This window comes from Pseudomonas uvaldensis, from assembly GCF_021271205.1.
In the GTDB taxonomy this organism is placed as follows: domain Bacteria; phylum Pseudomonadota; class Gammaproteobacteria; order Pseudomonadales; family Pseudomonadaceae; genus Aquipseudomonas; species Aquipseudomonas uvaldensis.
In genome coordinates this window covers 82,276-99,601 of sequence record NZ_JAIWKS010000016.1, presented here as the reverse complement: position 1 = coordinate 99,601, position 17,326 = coordinate 82,276, and the positions used below count along the sequence as shown (strand labels likewise).

The following is a 17,326-nucleotide window of genomic DNA, read 5'->3' as shown; positions in this document are numbered from 1 at the left end:
CAGCTCCCACAGAAACCCGCTCCCACATTGGTTTTGGGTGGCCTCAGAATTTGCATTAGCCACCGCTCCACAGTTGTATTGTGTGTCCTCTTCCCATTTCGCAGCAGGAGAATCCCGTTGTCCTCTCCCATCCCGGTCACTATCCTCAGCGGCTTCCTGGGCGCCGGCAAGACCACGCTGTTGCGTCATCTGCTCAAGGCCGAGCATGGCCTGAAAATCGCGGTGATCGAAAACGAATTCAGCGATGCAGGCATCGACACCCAATTGTTGGGCGACGAGCCGGTGCAAGTCATGACCTTGGCCAACGGCTGCGTGTGCTGCACCATCCACACCGACCTGACCAAGGCTCTTTACCTGTTGCTCGAGCGGCTGGACAGCGGTGAGATCGCTTTTGACCGTCTGGTAATCGAATGCACCGGCCTGGCCGACCCGGCCCCGGTGGCCCAAACGTTTTTCATCGATGAAGAACTGCGCGAGCGCTACATCCTCGACGGCATCCTGACTCTGGTGGACGCTGCCCATGCCGAGCTCCACCTGACCCAGGCCATCGCCCAGGCCCAGGTCGGCTTTGCCGACCGCCTGCTCCTGAGCAAGACCGACCTGGTGGACGCTGCCCATGTCGAGGCGCTGGGCGAGCGCCTGACCCGCATCAACCGACGAGCGCCCGTCCGGGTCGTGGAGCACGGCAAGATCGACCTGGCAGAACTGCTCGATATCCGAGGCTTCAACCTGAATGCAGACCTGGGTGCCGGATTCAGCCTGCGGCCGGTCATCAAGTCGACCCCAGGCGATCGCATCAGCAGCCTGGTGCTGCGCACCGACAAACCCTTGGACATCGACCGGCTCAGCGACTTCATGAACCAATTGCTGGAAGAACATGGCAAGCAGTTGTTGCGCTACAAGGGGGTGCTGAACATTGCCGGCGAGCCCCGGCGATTGGTCTTCCAGGGCGTGCTCAAGTTGTACGGCTTCGATTGGGACACTGAGTGGGCTCCCGACGAAGCCCGGGAAAGCGTGATCGTGTTCATCGCCGACGAACTGCCGGAGGAGAAGATCCGTGCCGGTTTCGAGGCCGCGCTACTGTGATTCAGCCGCGCCTGCGGCCATCAAGAGTTTTTGTTCGAGAGGGTCCAGATGCTCATCCATCAGTCGCACCGCTTCATCGACCTTGCCGCTTTCCACGGCGTCTGGATCAGGCGTGCCTTGCCTCAAAAATGCTCAGGATGAAAGTTATCCGAGACTTTTGTTCCGTCTCGGCGAGATAAAGATAAGGTGAACCTCGAACTTTTAATCCACCGATATATTTATTATTGGCAGTCATGAGCGAAACAGGCGTATGTCGTGCCTTGATATCGGCCCGAGTAATTACATTGTCCTGATGATCGATCAAAGTGACTGCCGTGGGGTTGTCGATGTGCGAATCGGTGACACCCAATACTTCCAACCAACGTTTTCCAATCAACTTGTTGTAATGCTCGCCCGGGTTTTTGATGAATAACCTGTAGCCTTCTTGCGTGGCGTGAAAATCGAGCCTCAGCGGCTGTGCGGCGGCACCTTGGTCATGGGGGCGCATCCCCAGCAGGTGCGAGTGGTCAAGAGTCTGCGGCCTGCCGGTAAAGAAACCGCCGCTGAATGAACTGACGGTGGCCAGTGCCGGTTTGCCATGCAGCATTTCCAGCAGATTGACGTGTGTGTCGGGCAGGCTGAGTGTTGCCTCGAAAGAGTGTGTACGGTCCATGTAGTATTCGAATCCTTTACTGAGTTTCATAAGTTGCGCTGTTAAACGGAACCGATGGTAATGGAATTCTCAACAGGTGACGCCGCGTGTGTATTGCAAGGCATTAAGTGACACGGCGTTGAAGTTAAAAGTGGACTTCGAATGGGCTGGCACGGCTCTTGTTGAATACATGAAAAAAGGCCCGCATCTTCCGATGCGGGCCTTTTTTCATTTGCGGTTGGCTGGGCTGATTAAGCGCCGTACACCGGCAGTTTCTTGCAAATGGCCTTGACCTTCTCACGAACGGCATCGATGACCGCTTCGTTGTTCAGGTCGGCCAGGATGTCGCAGATCCAGCCGGCCAGTTCCTTGCACTCGGCTTCCTTGAAACCGCGAGTGGTCACGGCCGGGGTGCCGAAGCGCAGGCCCGAGGTGACGAACGGAGAGCGTGGATCGTTTGGCACCGAGTTCTTGTTCACGGTGATGAATGCCTTGCCCAGCGCGGCGTCGGCGTCTTTGCCGGAGATGTCCTGCTTGATCAGCGACAGCAGGAACAGGTGGTTCTCGGTACCGCCGGACACCACGTCGAAGCCGCGCTCGATGAACACGCCAGCCATGGCCTTGGCGTTCTTCACGACCTGCTGCTGGTAAGCCTTGAACTCAGGCTGCAGTGCTTCCTTGAAGCAGATCGCCTTGGCGGCGATGACATGCTCCAGCGGGCCGCCCTGGGCGCCCGGGAATACGGCGGAGTTGAGTTTTTTCTCGATGTCGGCATTGGCACGAGCCAGGATCAGGCCGCCACGTGGACCGCGCAGGGTCTTGTGAGTGGTGGTGGTGACCACGTCGGCGAATGGCACCGGGTTCGGGTAGACGCCAGCGGCGACCAGGCCAGCCACGTGGGCCATATCCACGAACAGGTAGGCACCGACCTTGTCGGCGATTTCGCGGAAACGGGCGAAATCCAGCACTTGAGAGTAGGCGGAGAAACCGGCCACGATCATCTTCGGCTTGTGTTCCAGGGCCAGGCGCTCGACTTCGTCGTAGTCGATCAGACCATTGCCGTCGATGCCGTACTGGATGGCGTTGTACAGTTTGCCGGAGGACGAAACGCTGGCGCCGTGGGTCAGGTGACCGCCGTGGGCCAGGCTCATGCCCAGGATGGTGTCACCGGCCGACAGCAGGGCCAGGTAGACGGCTGCGTTGGCCTGGGAACCGGCGTGGGGCTGGACGTTGGCGTAGTCGGCGCCGAACAGTTGCTTGGCGCGGTCGATGGCCAGTTGCTCGACCACGTCGACGTATTCGCAACCACCGTAGTAGCGCTTGCCCGGGTAGCCTTCGGCGTACTTGTTGGTCAGAACCGAGCCTTGAGCTTCCATCACCGCAGGGCTGGTGTAGTTTTCCGAAGCGATCAGCTCAATATGCTCTTCCTGGCGCTGAGCTTCTTGCTCCATGGCGGCAAAGAGATCGGCGTCGTACTTGGCAATAGTCAAATCACGGCTGAACATGGCGGTCCTCAAGGATCGGGGGCAGAAAAGGGGGGCATTCTAACCCAACCGCTTTTGGAAGGCATATGAAAGGACGTCATGTCGCGGACGAATGGGTTTCACGCCGCCTTCGGTGTTGTCTGGACAGCCTCTTCGCGAGCAAGCCCGCTCCCACAGGGTACGATCTCAATGTGAGAGCGGGCTTGCTCGCGAAGAAGCCGGTGCCGGAGCCACAAGGACTCAGTCGAGCATGAACAACGCATCATTGCTGAACTGCGCTTCGAACCGGGTGGCCGGCATCGGGCGGCCGAACAGGTAACCCTGGACTTCGTCGCAGCCATGCTCGCGCAGGAAGTCGAGTTGTTCGTGGGTCTCGACGCCTTCGGCGATCACCGCCAGGTTGAGGCTGTGGGCCATGGCGATGATCGCCCGGGCGATCTGGGCGTCCTGTTCGCCGGAGGGCAGGCCATCGACGAAGGTGCGGTCGATCTTCAACACGTCGATGGGGAATTGCTTGAGGTAGTTGAGGGACGAATAGCCGGTGCCAAAGTCATCCACGGCGATGCTCAAGCCCAGGTTCTTCAGCCCGGCCAGGATCTGCATCGCCTCGCTGACTTCGCGCATCAGGATACTCTCCGTCAGTTCCAGCTCCAGGCAGGCCGGCGGCAGGCCGGTGCTGCGCAGGATGTTGGCGATGCGTGTGCCGAGCTGGCCGTCGGAGAACTGCCGGGCCGAAATATTGACCGAAACCTTCGGCACCCGGACCCTGGCCTGGTGCCAGGTCTTGAGCTGACGGCAGGCCTCGCTGATCACCCAGTCGCCGACATCCACCACCAGCCCGAGCTCTTCGAGCACCGGGATGAAGTCCCCGGGCGGCACCAATCCACGCCGTGGATGGCGCCAGCGCAGCAGGGCTTCGGCGCCGGTCAAACGTTTGCCATCGCCGCTGAACTGCGGTTGGTAATACAACACGAATTCGTTCTGCTCCAGGGCATGGCGCAAATCGCTTTCCAGTTCCAGGCGCTCCAGGGCGCTGGCGTTCATGTCGGCCTGGTAGAACTGGAAGTTGTTCTTGCCGCGCTCCTTGGCGTGGTACATGGCGGTGTCGGCGTTTTTCATCAGTTGGCTCAGTTCGTTGCCGTCCTGGGGACTCAAGGCAATACCGATACTGGCGGTGACGAAGAATTCCCGACCTTCGAGCACGAAGGGGCGGATCAGGCTGGCGAGAATCTGCTCGGCAACGTTGATCGCCCGGTTCAGCGCCATTTCCCGGCTGGCGCGTGGTTGCAACAGCAGCGTGAACTCGTCGCCCCCCATGCGCGCCACGGTGTCGTCGTCGGCGACGCAGCCGAGCAGCCGGGTGGCCATTTCCTTGAGCATCCGGTCGCCGGCGGCATGGCCCAGAGAGTCGTTGATCGGCTTGAAACGGTCCAGGTCGAGGAACATCAGCACCACCCAGGTCTTCTGCCGCTCGGCCGATTGCAGCGCGGTGTGAAGGCGATCCTGGAACAACGTGCGGTTGGGCAAATGGGTGAGGGCGTCGTAATAGGCCAGGCGATGGATGCGCTGTTCACTGGCCTTGCGTTCGCTGATGTCGCTGAAGAAACAGACGTAGCTGGCCAGGTCGCCTTCGTCGTCCAGCACCGCCGTGATGCCGACCCAGGCCGGGTAATGTTCGCCGTTGCGGCGCTTGAGCCAGACTTCGCCTTCCCAGGTGCTGTGCTGCTCCAACTGCTTGAGCACATAACGCAGGTGGGCTTCCTGCTGATCGTCCACGGTCAGCATGTTGGGCAACTGGTCCAGCACCTGGGACACCGCATAGCCGCTCACCCGGCTGAAGGCGTCATTGGCCTGGACAATGTAGCCGGCCGGGTCGGTGATCAGGATCGCCGAGGTCGAATGCTCGAATACGGTGGCGGCCATGCGCAGGTCTTTTTCAGCGCGCCGCTGCTGGCTGATATCGCGGCCGACGCCGAGTACCCCTTCGAATGTACCGAGATCGTCCCAGACCAGCACCAGGCGCAGCTCGATTGGAATCTTGCGCCCGTCGGCCCGCAGGCAGTCGAACAGGAACAACTGAGTCTGCATCTGGTTGCGCAATTCGGCCAGTTGCTCGGGTTTGTCGAGGGCCTTGCTGACCCGGTCCATCAAGGTATAGATGCCGGTCAGCTGTTGCGGATTGGCGATGGTCGATTGCCAGCCGTTCTGGAAAATCCAGTCGGCGCTGTAGCCCAGTACTGCCTGGACCGACGGGCTGACGTAGTTGAGCGAAAGTTTGTTATCGGTGGAAAAGATCACGTCGCTGATGCTTTCGGCGAGCATCCGGTAGCGTTGTTCGCTGTCGCGCAGTGACTCGCTGGCCTCGATCTGTTCGGTGACGTCCTTGGCCACGCCGATGATCCGGGTCACCTGGTTGTGCCGGTCCCGGGCCAGGGCTTGTTCGCGGATGTCGAAGCGACGCCATTTGCCGTTGCGATGGCGAAAGCGCAGTTGGCATTGCAACAGTTGCGTGTAGCCGCCGCGTCGCTGCTCCTGGCGCAGGTTGTGATAATGGTCGGCATCGTCGCTGTGCAACAGGATTTCCCAGAAGTACTCACCCATCTGGTGCAGTTCGGTGCGGTCGTACCCCAACGTCTGCCCCAGGTGATGGTTGCTGAAGATCATCCGCTGGCTGATCACGTCCTGCACATAGAGGTGATCCGGCACGGTGCGCACTACATCGGACCAGAAACCTTCGCGTTCGAGCAGCGACAACTCGATCAGCTTGCGACTGGTGATGTCGTTGATGCTCAGGATGACGGCGTTATAGTCCTGCTGCCTTTCCGGCAGGCGCAGTACCAGCCACAGGTGTTGATCGCGCCCGTGGGCGTCCTGGAGCTTGATTTCCAGCTCCAGTTGCTTGTGCGGGTCGAGCAATGCTTCGAGCAGTTTCGAGCCGACGGGGCTGCTGTCTTGCGGCCGATTGCCTACCAGCAGCCGCCAGGCTTGTTCGCAGGAGTCGACGTTGAGCAGTTGCAACGCCATCTGATTGACTTCAGTGATGCGTACTTCCTGTTGCAACTGCTCGAGCTGATGCGGGGCTTTCATCCAGGCTCGCAATTGATCGCCATTGTGCAGGCCGGCCCTGGCAAAGAATGACTTGAGCCCCGACAGGTCAAGGACGCACAAGGCAACGCCGGTGCCTTCGAAAATGTCCTGATAGCGACGACGACCTTCGTGCAGTTGCCGTTGACGACGGCGCATGTTCAGCAGCGCAATCACCGGCAGCATCGAAAATGCCAGCCCCAACAGGCATTTGCCGATGAAGGCCGGCAGTAGCTGTTCGAGCACCTGGCGCTGATTGAAGAGACCGCGCAATTGCCAGTCGCTGCTGCTCAGCGGTACGGTCAACACCGTATTATCCAGGTCATCAGGCGATACCCGGACGGGATTGGTCGCGGGTGGGCTCTCGTCGCGGCTGACGATTTGCTGGTTCAGGCGATTCTCTACCAGCCATTGCGGGCGCAGGCCCGTATCGGCCTGCTTGGTCAACGTCGAGAAAAAGCTTGGCGTGAGGCGCAGGGCCCAGTAGCCGCGGGTGCTGCCGGAGGCCTGGTGCAACAGCAGATGCACCACGGAACCATCGTCGGCATTGCTGAAATAGTGCGCCTGGGCGCGACTGCGGCGTACCAGTTCGGCCAGGTAGTCGGCATCGTGACTGTCGGCGTCGGTGTCGCTGAGCACCCGACCGGAGGGGCTCAACAATACCAGGCTGCGCAGTTCGGGCAGTGATTGCCGGAGTTTGCGCAACAGGGCTTGCTGTTCGTCGGCCGTTTGCGGTTGTTCGACGATCGGTAACAGATTGAGGGCGATCTGCGCATTCAGCGCCATGTTCAGGCTGACCTGCGCGGCCAGGTCGGCGGTGTAGTCGATGGTGTATTGGCGCTGTTGCTGCTGGGTGACACGCAACTGGTCGAGCAGTTGCCAGAAGAGCAATCCGAGCAGCAACAGTACCAACGTGGCCAGCGCGCCCTTCAATGTCCCGCGCAGGGGCGAGCCAGGCACAGCATCCGGTGCGCGAGGGGACAGGGTCGGCGTGACATTGGACAAGCTGTAATCCTGCAGTTTGCTGGACTGGCGCGACGTGCACTATAAGCTGGACGCCCGAAGGGCGGCTAGCATGCCTTGAGTTGTGGCAAAGTGCCAGTCCCTGGCGGCTGGACCTTGACGGACGGTTGAGGTAGCTTTGCCGGTCAAACAAGAGCGTTCCAGCTCCAGATTCCCAGGCTTTATCCGCCCGCAGGCATTGATGACCGTCAACTGCCGGCGCCGCGCATGGCCCGGCTCGTTCTTTTCACCTGTCACAGACGCTAGGTTCACCATGGCTCAATACGTCTTCACCATGCATCGGCTGAGCAAAGTTGTTCCGCCGAAGCGGGAAATCCTGAAAAACATTTCATTGTCATTTTTCCCCGGCGCCAAGATCGGCGTGCTGGGTCTCAACGGTTCGGGTAAGTCCACGCTGCTGAAAATCATGGCCGGCGTCGATAAGGAGTTCGACGGCGAAGCCCGTCCGATGCCGGACCTGAACATCGGCTACCTGCCCCAGGAACCGCAACTGGATCCGACCAAGACCGTCCGTGAAGTGGTCGAGGAAGCCGTCAGCGCGATCAAGGACGCCCAGGCCCGCCTGGACGAGGTTTACGCTGCCTACGCCGATCCGGATGCCGATTTCGACAAATTGGCCGCCGAGCAGGCCAAGCTCGAGGCGATCCTGCAGGCCAGCGACGGCCACAACCTGGAGCGCCAACTGGAAGTCGCCGCCGATGCGCTGCGCCTGCCGGCCTGGGAAGCGAAGGTCGAACACCTTTCCGGTGGTGAAAAACGCCGTGTGGCCCTGTGCCGCTTGCTGCTGTCCGCCCCGGACATGCTGCTGCTCGACGAACCGACCAACCACCTGGACGCCGATTCCGTCGCCTGGCTCGAACACTTCCTGCACGATTTCCCGGGCACCGTCGTGGCGATTACCCACGACCGTTACTTCCTGGACAACGTCGCCGGCTGGATCCTGGAACTCGACCGCGGCGCGGGCATTCCTTACGAGGGCAACTATTCGGGCTGGCTGGAAGCCAAATCCGAGCGTCTGGCCCAGGAATCCAAGCAGCAGTCGGCCCATGAAAAAGCCATGAAGGAAGAACTGGAGTGGGTGCGCAAAGGCGCCAAGGCCCGCCAGTCCAAATCCAAGGCTCGTCTGCAACGCTTCGAGGAAATGCAGTCCCAGGAATTCCAGAAGCGCAGCGAAACCAACGAGATCTACATCCCGGCCGGTCCGCGCCTGGGCGACAAGGTCATCGAATTCAAGAACGTCACCAAGGGCTACGGCGACCGCGTGTTGATCGACAACCTGTCGTTCTCCATGCCCAAGGGCGCCATCGTCGGTGTCATCGGTGGTAACGGTGCGGGTAAATCCACGCTGTTCCGCATGCTGATGGGCAAGGAGACGCCAGATTCGGGCACCATCGAAATCGGTGAAACTGTGCAACTGGCCTGCGTCGACCAGAGCCGCGAAGACCTGGACGGCAGCAAGACCGTATTCCAGCAGATCTCCGACGGTTCCGACCAGATCCGCATCGGCAACTATGAAATCCCGTCGCGCACCTACGTGGGCCGCTTCAACTTCAAGGGCGGCGACCAGCAGAAGTTCGTCAAGGACCTGTCCGGCGGTGAACGCGGCCGCCTGCACCTGGCGTTGACGTTGAAGGAGGGTGGCAACGTCCTGCTGCTCGACGAACCGTCCAACGACCTCGACGTTGAAACCTTGCGCTCCCTGGAAGAAGCCTTGCTGGACTTCCCTGGCGCCGCCATTGTGATCTCCCACGACCGGTGGTTCCTCGACCGCGTGGCGACCCACATACTGGCGTACGAAGATGACTCCCAGGCGGTGTTCTTCGAAGGCAACTACACCGAGTACGAAGCCGACCGCAAGAAACGCCTCGGCGAAGCGGCTGCCCAGCCTCATCGCGTACGGCACAAGAAACTGGCCTGATCAGCGACAAAGCCTGCATGTGGGAGCGGGCTTGCTCGCGAAGAGGGCGTGTCAGTCAATAATATGTGACTGATACACCGCTTTCGCGAGCAAGCCCGCTCCCACAATGGATTCCCGGTACGCGAACATGGCGGGTTGGCTCGGGTCCTGTGGGAGCGAGCCTGCTCGCGATGAGGCCGCCCGGATTACCCAGGCTCTATCGCCACCACCTCGATCGCCAGGTCCCCCACCGGCCGCTTCCAGACCACCTCATCCCCAACCCTGGCCCCCAACAACGCCCGCCCCAGCGGCGAGCCCCAATTGATCAACCCGCTGGCCGCTTCGGCCTGGTCCTCGCCCACCAATTGCACTCGCTGCTCATGGTCATGCTCATCGACAAACGTCACCCAGTGTCCGATCCGCACTTGATCGACTGAAGTGGCCGTTACGACCTGCGCGCTTTTCAAGCGCTGGTTGAAATATCGCAGATCGCGCTCGATGTCGGCGATGCGTTGTTTGTCCGTCTGGTCTTTCCTGGCGGCCTGCTGGCTGCGCTGTGCCTGCAACTCGGCGACCCGGACCTGCAACTGGGTGAGTCCGGCGGGTGTGACGTAGTTGATCTGCGCGCTGACCTGGCGTTCGACCGGCTGATCGGCCTGGGCGGCGGCGCTGTCTTCGTTGACGAAGGCGCGACTCATGGTGTTCTCCTCTATTGGAGTTTGGTCCATGGTCGCAGGCTTTTGGTTTCGACGGATGTCTGTACGCGACTCACTGCGAACGATAAGCCCGGGCGGCACGGTCCTTCTCCTAGTGCCAGGCCACTGCTGCAACCGTTGTCATAGCCATCTGCGAAGGCGGGTGGATAACCCCCGGTGAGGATGGGCTTCGTCTGATCAATAGTGATACCACTTCACCTCAAGCATCACCTCGTTTTCCGGCGTGGCCAGGTGACTGAATTCCCGCTGGGCACTCAGGCGCAGGCCGAGGTTGCGGGACAGTTCCCATTGCTGGTTCAGGCTCAGGCTACGGCGTACTTCACCATTGACGAAATAATCGCCCTTGGCTTCCAGGCTGAGGTTGCCAAGTGGGTTTTTCCACAACAGGCCGGTGTTGAAGCCGGCGGCCGGGGCGATGAACTGGGCGAAGTCATTGTTGTGTTCGACCCGCACCGTGCCGAGGGCGAACCCCAATGTGTCGTCCCCCAATGACCAGGTACCGCCGGCACCGCCGTTGACATGGCTGACCAGGGTGTCATCGTCGTGCTTGCCCGGCACCCGCTCCAGGCCGCCCGTGACTTGCCACGACAGCGGCTGCAGCAGTTCGTTGCGCGGGGTCAGGGAGCGAATGGTCGCCAGGTCCAGTTGTTGCACTTGCCAGTCGTTGCCTTCGTACTGGCGCAGTTTCAATTGCAGGATTTCGATCTGCGCCCCCAACGGGAAACTCTCGGTGTTGTCGTTGAGGTCGTGATAAGCCATGCGCAGGCCATATTCGCCGAAGGCCCGGTGGCCTCGCGTGCCGAGGCCGGCTTGCCAGGTGCGCGACTCGTGGCCGTCCTCGGGCAGGCCCGGTTGCGGAATGTCGAGTTCCGGCGCGGGGTTCTGGTTGATCGCCCGCAGCAGCTCGAAACTGCGCTGGGCACGCTGCGGATCGCGCTCCTGGCCATTGGCCCGATAGCGCTCAAGGCGGTAGGCCGCGTCGATGACCAGCGCCTGGCGTTCCCGGGGCAGAGCCTTGAACTCGGGCGCTTGCAGATTTTGCTGGTCAGCGCTGACTTTCAGGACCCATTGCTGTTCGTCATCGCTCAGCGGCTCGGCGCGGCTGAGCAGTTCTCGTTCACGGGACGGCCGATACTGGATGCTTTCCACCAACCCGGCTTCCTTTACGGCCTTCACGGTGTCGGTGGGGATCGCCGTCAGCGGGAATTGTTCGGTCAGGCGCAGACTGGGACGGGCAACTTGCAACAGTTCGAGCAGGCGATAGGAGCAGTTTTCATCGAAGAAGAAATAGTCGAACTGGATCTGCTTGAGCTCCCACACATGCTCGACCATGCGCTCGGTTTCCGCCTGGCTCAGGTTAAGACGGTATTCCCACAGGTCGCGGTTCTCCAGGCTACGGTACTCGGAGAGTTTTTCCTGATAGGGCACCAGGGCGAACAGGCCGGGATAGCCGCCCATCAGGCCTTTCCAGGCGTAGAGGAGGCTGTTGTCCGAGCCTTCGATATAGGCGCCGAAATTGATCGCATAGCTGAGCAGGGCGGTCTTGTCGCTTTGCACGTCGGCCTGGTCGATGCGTAGCAAGGTGTGGCCGAACATCGAGGACGGACTGTTGAGGTAGGCAGCCGGAAAGATCATCACAGCGCTGTGGGGCGAAACGTCCTTGAACCATTGGGTGAATTCACTGCAATCGACTGCCGGCAGGTCCGTCAGGTTGAGCTGCGCTTTCAGCCAGCGTGTGCGCGCCGGATACACGCACTGGGCATGTCGCTGGCCGGTGTTGGTCGGACCGTACAGGGCCTGCAGCGTGGCACTCAATTCATGGTCGGGACGTTCGTTGCCATCGGGTGCGAGGAAGAATTTCCTGTCGCTGATATAGCTGCGCCAGCCACCCAGCTTCGCGGCTTCGTAGTGACCCAGGGAAATCCAGAAGCGGTCATTGGCCAGTTGCTGCAAACGTTGAGTGTCGACATGAGGCGCGGCGGACAGCGGGGCGCACACACAGAGCGCCAGCCAGGCAAGGCGTTTGAGCATAGTCGGCTACTTGGAAAGTCGAAATAAAGACCAAAAGGGCCCAAAAAAGAAAACCCGCTCCCCGAAAGGAGCGAGTGGGGTCGAGCTTAAGCTTGAGTTGCGTACTTGGCCAGACGAGGGTCGTTTTTCAGCACGGCCAGGGTATTGGTATGCACGTCTTCCGCGGTCACGTCAGCCTTGTTGAAGATTTGCTGGAAGTGCTCGTGGGTGACGGCGGAGAAATGCGCACGGTCTTCCGGTGCCACGCCCAACACCACGGCGTAGGTGGTCAGCGCTTCGCCCTGCCCCTTGGCCATGTCTTCGGACAGTTCGTTCATCATGCCATTCATGGCCAGCCAGGACTTGCCTCCGTAGGTCAGTGCGGCGTTGGTGGAGCAGCCGTTGGTACCGGATGTCATGCCGAAGGTGGCGTTGCCGGAGGTGCCGTTGGTGGTGGATGCCAGGAAGTGAGCCGGAGTGCCACGCTGACCTTCGAACAGCATGTTGCCCCAGCCGCAATCCGGGCCGCCCGGCGCCTGAGCCATGGCGTTGAGGGATACAGCGGTGAAGAGAGTACCGAGAAGAATCCGTTTCATAGCTATGTTCTCTTTTATGTGCATACCAATGGACAGGTCTGGCCCGTGGCGGTTGAGCCGTGTGCCAGTGGGCCGGTTATTGTTCCAGCCGCGCAGTTTGGAGTTTAGGCACGATCCGCGGGTTCCGTGACATTTTGCAAAAACTATCTTCCCAGTCATGAATTTACCGGCGCCGACCCAGGGGGAGCCTCTTGACTATGCTTTGACCTGAGGCGCTCCTTGCCAGTGCGGTACGCGCAGCGCCAGAATGCCGTTATCTGCCCCGCCTGATGTAAGGAAGCCCGATGCCTGATCCTGTTGCTGCCAGCTTGCGTCTAGCGCCCGAAGCGCTGACCCGTCCGTTTTCCGCTGAACAGTTCAGCTTCTCTACCACCAATGATCTGGAGCCCTTCCGCGGTGTGCTTGGCCAGGAGCGTGCGGTCGAAGCATTGCAGTTCGGCGTGGCTATGCCGCGCCCCGGTTACAACGTATTTGTCATGGGTGAACCCGGCACCGGCCGGTTTTCGTTCGTCAAGCGCTATCTCAAGGCCGAAGGCAAGCGCATGCAGACCCCGGCCGATTGGGTCTATGTCAATAATTTCGACGAACCCCGCGAGCCTCGGGCCCTGGAGCTGCCTTCCGGCACTGCCGGCGCTTTCATCGCCGACATCAACGGCCTGATCGACAACCTGCTGGCGACTTTTCCGGCGGTGTTCGAGCATCCGTCCTACCAGCAGAAAAAAAGTGCGATCGACCGTGCCTTCAACCAGCGCTACGACCGCGCCCTCGACGTGATCGAGCGCCTGGCATTGGAGAAGGATGTCGCGTTGTACCGCGACAGCAGCAATATCGCCTTTACCCCAATGAGCGAAGGCAAGGCCCTGGATGAGGCGGAGTTCGCCCAACTGCCGGAGGCTGATCGCGAACGTTTCCATGACGACATCTCCGGTCTGGAAGAGCGCCTGAACGAAGAGCTCGCCAGCCTGCCGCAGTGGAAACGCGAGTCCAACAACCAACTGCGCCAGCTCAACGAAGAAACCATCACCCTGGCCCTGCAGCCGTTGCTGGCGCCACTGTCTGAAAAATATGCGGAGAACGCGGCGGTCTGCGGTTATCTGCAGGCGATGCAGGTCAATTTGCTCAGGACGGTGGTCGAGCAACTGGTGGACGACAGTAAGAGCGATGCCGTCGCCCGCAAGCTGCTGGAGGAGCAATACGCGCCAAGCCTGGTGGTCGGGCATCCAGCCAGTGGCGGGGCTCCGGTGGTGTTCGAGCCGCACCCTACCTATGACAATCTGTTCGGGCGCATCGAATACAGCACGGACCAGGGCGCGCTCTACACCACCTACCGGCAGTTGCGTCCCGGCGCCTTGCACCGGGCCAATGGCGGCTTCCTGATTCTGGAAGCGGAAAAGATGCTGGGCGAGCCGTTCGTGTGGGATGCGCTCAAGCGCGCCCTGCAATCGCGCAAGTTGAAAATGGAGTCGCCCCTGGGTGAGCTGGGACGACTGGCGACGGTGACCCTGACGCCGCAGCACATTCCACTGCAGGTCAAAGTGGTGATCATCGGCGCTCGCCAGCTCTACTACGCCCTGCAAGACCTGGATTCGGATTTCCAGGAAATGTTTCGCGTGCTGGTGGACTTCGACGAAGACATTCCCATGGGCGACGAAAGCCTGGAGCAGTTCGCCCAGTTGCTCAAGACCCGCACCTCGGAAGAGGGCATGGCGCCGCTGACCGCTGATGCAGTGGCGCGCCTGGCGACCTACAGTGCGCGCCTGGCCGAACACCAGGGACGCCTGTCGGCGCGCATCGGCGATCTGTTCCAGCTGGTCAGCGAGGCGGACTTCATCCGCCAGTTGGCTGGCGACGAGATGACCGACGCCGGCCATATCGAGCGTGCCCTCAAGGCTAAGGCCACCCGCACCGGGCGTGTCTCGGCGCGAATCCTCGACGACATGCTGGCGGGAATCATCCTGATCGACACCGATGGCGCCGCCGTGGGCAAATGCAACGGGCTGACGGTACTGGAAGTGGGGGATTCGGCGTTCGGTGTGCCGGCCCGGATTTCCGCGACGGTGTATCCGGGCGGCAGCGGTATCGTCGACATCGAGCGTGAGGTCAACCTCGGCCAGCCGATCCACTCCAAAGGCGTGATGATCCTCACGGGCTATCTGGGCAGCCGCTACGCCCAGGAATTCCCGCTGGCGATTTCGGCCAGCATTGCTTTGGAACAGTCCTACGGCTATGTCGATGGCGACAGCGCTTCGCTGGGCGAGGCTTGCACCCTGATCTCCGCCTTGTCGAAGACGCCGCTGAAACAGTGCTTCGCCATCACCGGTTCGATCAACCAGTTCGGTGAGGTGCAGGCCGTGGGTGGGGTCAACGAGAAGATCGAGGGCTTCTTCCGCCTCTGCGAGGCCCGCGGGCTGACCGGCGAGCAAGGGGCGATCATTCCCCAGGCCAACGTCGCCACCCTGATGCTCGATGAAAAAGTATTGGCCGCCGTGCGGGCAGGGCAGTTCCACGTTTACGCGGTGCGCCAGGCGGACGAGGCCCTGAGCCTGCTGGTAGGTGAGCCCGCCGGTGAGCCGGATGAAAACGGTGAATTCCCTGAAGGCAGTGTCAATGCCCGGGTCGTGGAGCGGTTGCGAGTGATTGCCGAAATGGTCAGCGAGGAGGACATCAAGGAGGCGGAAAAGGAACTGGCGCAGCAGGCCCTGGCAGAGGCCAAGCCGGCCTGACCCTGGATTTCATTGTGGGAGCGAGCAGGTTCGCTCCCACAATGGTTCTGTGATTGAATTCTGCTGCGATCAGGTGAAAAAAAGACGCCACTTTGGCGTCAATATCCACACTATGACCATTCGGCGCATTCTGGTCTCGGTGCGCTTGCGAGCGGAACTTTTCTTCTATTCTCAGTTCAAGGATAACGAGAGCCATCATCGGATCGAACCAGCCTTTGCAGGCTGAAATACCGTATCACTGAGGGGCGCCGCCATGTCGCGCAACCTTTGTCTCACCCGTCAATGCCTGGGACTGGTCACCCGTATCGAATGCGCTATCCGCCCGCTGGCGGGCGATAACGGCATGTGGACCTTGCTCTTCGCCGCCGGAATGGCCGGCGAACAACCTTCCGCCCTCAAGGCCCAAGGCCCTTTTCCCGGTCCGAACGCCGCTGAATCCATCCTTGACAGTATCGTGCAAAGCCTGACGTTGCACGGCTATAAGTTGGCCGATGACCCGCAGATCTGGTGCCTGCACATGCAAGCCCAATTGCGTGAGATCAACGGCGGGCGCAGTCGCAGCGGCGGCAGCTTTGAGTTCCGCCCGCCCCATTGATGATCCTCGACGGGGGCTGAGCATTGATTCGAAGGCGTGGCCAGGGAGGGGCGGGCGTTTGTGAGGGCCAGGGCGGCTGATATACTCGCCGCCATTTAAGCCCTGGTGTGAGATTCAATGGAACGCTTTATCGAAAATGCAATGTATGCCTCCCGTTGGTTGCTGGCGCCGATCTATTTCGGGTTGTCCCTGGGTTTGCTGGCCCTGGCGCTGAAATTCTTTCAGGAAGTCTTCCACGTCATCCCTAACGTGTTCTCCATGGCCGAGTCCGACCTGATCCTCGTGTTGCTGTCGTTGATCGACATGGCGCTGGTGGGCGGCCTGCTGGTGATGGTGATGATTTCCGGCTATGAGAACTTCGTCTCGCAGCTGGACATTGATTCCGATAAGGAAAAGCTCAACTGGCTTGGCACCATGGACTCTTCATCATTGAAGATGAAGGTCGCGGCCTCCATTGTGGCGATTTCCTCCATCCACCTGCTGCGCATCTTCATGGATGCTCAGAACATCGATGCCGAGCACTTGATGTGGTATGTGATCATCCACATGACCTTCGTGGTGTCGGCCTTCGCCATGGGCTACCTGGACAAGCTGACCAAGCACTGAGGTCCCCGCAGCGCCTGCCTCCTGGCCGCAGGCGGGCGTTGTCGTTTCCGGCGGAGCGCTTTGATGAACGAGCGCTCATCCGTCGCGGCATCTGTGCTAGTCTGCTCGCCCTTTTGGTTCCGGGCGCTCCGGGAGGCGGTGTGTCACGCACGGCCTTATCCCGAGCCGTCCCCTCAGCGGAGCAGTACCATGTCCGAAGTTAACCTGTCCACCGACGAAACCCGCGTCAGCTACGGCATTGGCCGTCAGTTGGGCGACCAGCTGCGTGACAACCCGCCACCGGGCGTCAGCCTGGATGCGATCCTGGCTGGCCTGACCGACGCTTTTGCCGGCAAGCCGAGCCGTGTGGGCCAGGAAGAAATGTCCGCCAGCTTCAAGGTCATCCGCGAAATCATGCAGGCCGAAGCAGCCGCCAAGGCTGAAGCCGCTGCTGGCGCCGGTCGTGCTTTCCTGGCTGAAAACGCCAAGCGCGAAGGCATCACCACCCTGGCTTCGGGCCTGCAATTCGAAGTGCTGACCCAGGGCGAAGGCGCCAAGCCGACCCGTGAAGACCAGGTGCGTACCCACTACCACGGCACGCTGATCGACGGCACCGTGTTCGACAGCTCCTACGATCGTGGCCAGCCAGCCGAATTCCCGGTTGGCGGCGTGATCCCGGGCTGGACCGAAGCGCTGCAACTGATGAACACCGGCAGCAAATGGCGCCTGTACGTGCCGAGCGAGCTGGCTTACGGCGCTCAAGGCGTTGGCAGCATCCCGCCGCACAGCGTACTGGTGTTCGACGTCGAGCTGCTGGACGTTCTGTAAGACTTGCCGATCCGGTAAACCTGTGGGAGCGGGCTTGCTCGCGAAAGCGGTGTGCTATTCAGCGAAGA

The 17,326-nt window shown here is 60.8% G+C and carries 12 protein-coding genes; 6 read left to right on the top strand and 6 right to left on the bottom strand.

Annotation, left to right across the window (positions count from 1 at the left end):
• The first annotated feature begins 117 nt into the window (after positions 1–117).
• Positions 118–1,086 (top strand): GTPase, encoded by a 969-nt coding sequence (yjiA, locus tag LCU97_RS25445; protein WP_232778066.1) that lies wholly within the window; start codon positions 118–120, stop codon positions 1,084–1,086.
• Positions 1,087–1,192: 106 nt separating this feature from the next.
• On the opposite strand, the gene LCU97_RS25440 is transcribed toward yjiA, so the two are convergent.
• From LCU97_RS25440 to LCU97_RS25430, 3 genes are all read right to left on the bottom strand, one after another.
• Positions 1,193–1,738: a hypothetical protein gene (locus LCU97_RS25440; protein ID WP_232778065.1), complete on the bottom strand. Its 546-nt coding sequence runs from the start codon at positions 1,736–1,738 to the stop codon at positions 1,193–1,195.
• 230 nt (positions 1,739–1,968) lie between these two features.
• Positions 1,969–3,222, bottom strand: a complete 1,254-nt coding sequence (gene glyA / locus LCU97_RS25435; protein ID WP_053153674.1) for a serine hydroxymethyltransferase — start codon at positions 3,220–3,222, stop codon at positions 1,969–1,971.
• 219 nt (positions 3,223–3,441) lie between these two features.
• A complete protein-coding gene (locus LCU97_RS25430) occupies positions 3,442–7,290 on the bottom strand; it encodes a sensor domain-containing protein (protein ID WP_053153671.1) in 3,849 nt (1,282 codons plus the stop codon).
• A gap of 271 nt (positions 7,291–7,561) precedes the next feature.
• Here LCU97_RS25430 and ettA point away from each other — a divergent pair, with 271 nt between their 5' ends.
• Positions 7,562–9,226: an energy-dependent translational throttle protein EttA gene (gene ettA, locus LCU97_RS25425; RefSeq protein ID WP_053153666.1), complete on the top strand. Its 1,665-nt coding sequence runs from the start codon at positions 7,562–7,564 to the stop codon at positions 9,224–9,226.
• A 185-nt stretch (positions 9,227–9,411) separates the two neighbouring features.
• Here ettA and LCU97_RS25420 read toward each other — a convergent pair whose 3' ends face one another.
• The 3 genes from LCU97_RS25420 to LCU97_RS25410 form a co-directional block, all read right to left on the bottom strand.
• Positions 9,412–9,903: a GreA/GreB family elongation factor gene (locus LCU97_RS25420; RefSeq protein WP_053153663.1), complete on the bottom strand. Its 492-nt coding sequence runs from the start codon at positions 9,901–9,903 to the stop codon at positions 9,412–9,414.
• A gap of 195 nt (positions 9,904–10,098) precedes the next feature.
• Positions 10,099–11,952, bottom strand: a complete 1,854-nt coding sequence (locus LCU97_RS25415; RefSeq protein WP_232778064.1) for an Lnb N-terminal periplasmic domain-containing protein — start codon at positions 11,950–11,952, stop codon at positions 10,099–10,101.
• 86 nt (positions 11,953–12,038) lie between these two features.
• Positions 12,039–12,527 carry a DUF3015 domain-containing protein gene (locus LCU97_RS25410; RefSeq protein WP_053153656.1) on the bottom strand — a complete coding sequence of 163 codons (489 nt, stop codon included), beginning with the start codon at positions 12,525–12,527 and terminating at the stop codon, positions 12,039–12,041.
• A gap of 284 nt (positions 12,528–12,811) precedes the next feature.
• Between LCU97_RS25410 and LCU97_RS25405 the strand changes: the two genes are divergently transcribed.
• The 4 genes from LCU97_RS25405 to LCU97_RS25390 all read left to right on the top strand — a co-directional run bounded on the left by LCU97_RS25405 (position 12,812) and on the right by LCU97_RS25390 (position 17,258).
• Positions 12,812–15,250 (top strand): Lon protease family protein, encoded by a 2,439-nt coding sequence (locus LCU97_RS25405; RefSeq protein ID WP_053153653.1) that lies wholly within the window; start codon positions 12,812–12,814, stop codon positions 15,248–15,250.
• 253 nt (positions 15,251–15,503) lie between these two features.
• Positions 15,504–15,845: a PA4575 family protein gene (locus LCU97_RS25400; protein WP_053153650.1), complete on the top strand. Its 342-nt coding sequence runs from the start codon at positions 15,504–15,506 to the stop codon at positions 15,843–15,845.
• Between the two features lie 117 nt (positions 15,846–15,962).
• Positions 15,963–16,451 (top strand): TIGR00645 family protein, encoded by a 489-nt coding sequence (locus tag LCU97_RS25395; RefSeq protein WP_053153647.1) that lies wholly within the window; start codon positions 15,963–15,965, stop codon positions 16,449–16,451.
• Positions 16,452–16,640: 189 nt separating this feature from the next.
• Positions 16,641–17,258 carry an FKBP-type peptidyl-prolyl cis-trans isomerase gene (locus LCU97_RS25390; RefSeq protein ID WP_053153644.1) on the top strand — a complete coding sequence of 206 codons (618 nt, stop codon included), beginning with the start codon at positions 16,641–16,643 and terminating at the stop codon, positions 17,256–17,258.
• Positions 17,259–17,326: the final 68 nt, after the last annotated feature.